Annotated in this window: 1 protein-coding gene and 1 pseudogene; one reads left to right on the top strand and one right to left on the bottom strand. The window is 50.3% G+C overall.

Annotated elements, in window-relative coordinates; genetic code table 11:
* Positions 1 to 304 (bottom strand): sigma D regulator (locus K5E19_RS23210; RefSeq protein ID WP_221553282.1); only part of this gene is annotated, 304 nt, incomplete at its 3' end.
* Between the two features lie 97 nt (positions 305 to 401).
* Here K5E19_RS23210 and nudC point away from each other — a divergent pair.
* A pseudogene (gene nudC, locus K5E19_RS23205) lies at positions 402 to 712 on the top strand (NAD(+) diphosphatase); the annotation flags it as partial.

Below are 712 nucleotides of genomic sequence, written 5' to 3'. Positions count from 1 at the left end.
GCTGAGTATTGGCTTCTAGCAGTGGGTAGAGTTTCGTGGCCGCTAAATACGGGCTGGTCCCTTCCATTTCGCGAATAATACGTTCATATAGATTAAAATGACCGTCGGAAAGGTAGTCGACCAGGCTTTGACAAAAATCATCCAGCGCTTTTTCATTCAACCGCATATACGATTCTTTGCCAGGCTTAATGCCAACCAGATTGTAGTAAGCAACAAGCAAATGTTTACGCACGTGCAGCCAGCGATCGACCAGGTCATGACTTCCTCCGACGCGCTCTGTCAGGCTTTGTAGCTGGTTTAGCATGTTTGACTCCACAAGGTTAAGATGAAAAAGCTGGCCACCCGGAAATGTAAGAATATTGTTATCAACATGCCTGTGAAGCAAAGGTAGTGCAATAGATATGGATCGTATAATTGAAAAATTAGATCGCGGCTGGTGGATCGTCAGCCACGAACAAAAATTATGGTTGCCCGGCGGAGAATTACCTTACGGCGAGGCAGGACGTTTCGATCTTGCGGGGCAGAGGGCACTCTGGCTCGGCGAATGGCAGGGCGATCCCGTGTGGTTGATCCAGCAGCATCGCCATCACGAAATGGGGTCGGTTCGCTAGGTGATCGATCTGGACGTCGGTCTGTTCCAGCTTGCCGGGCGTGGCGTGCAACTGGCAGAATTTTTCCGATCCCATAAGTTCTGCGGCTACTGCGGGCACAC

It is taken from the genome of Enterobacter sp. RIT637 (assembly GCF_019718755.1).
GTDB lineage: Bacteria > Pseudomonadota > Gammaproteobacteria > Enterobacterales > Enterobacteriaceae > Enterobacter.
Note: the sequence above shows the minus strand (reverse complement) of the source record. Positions and strands in the feature narration are given on the sequence as shown.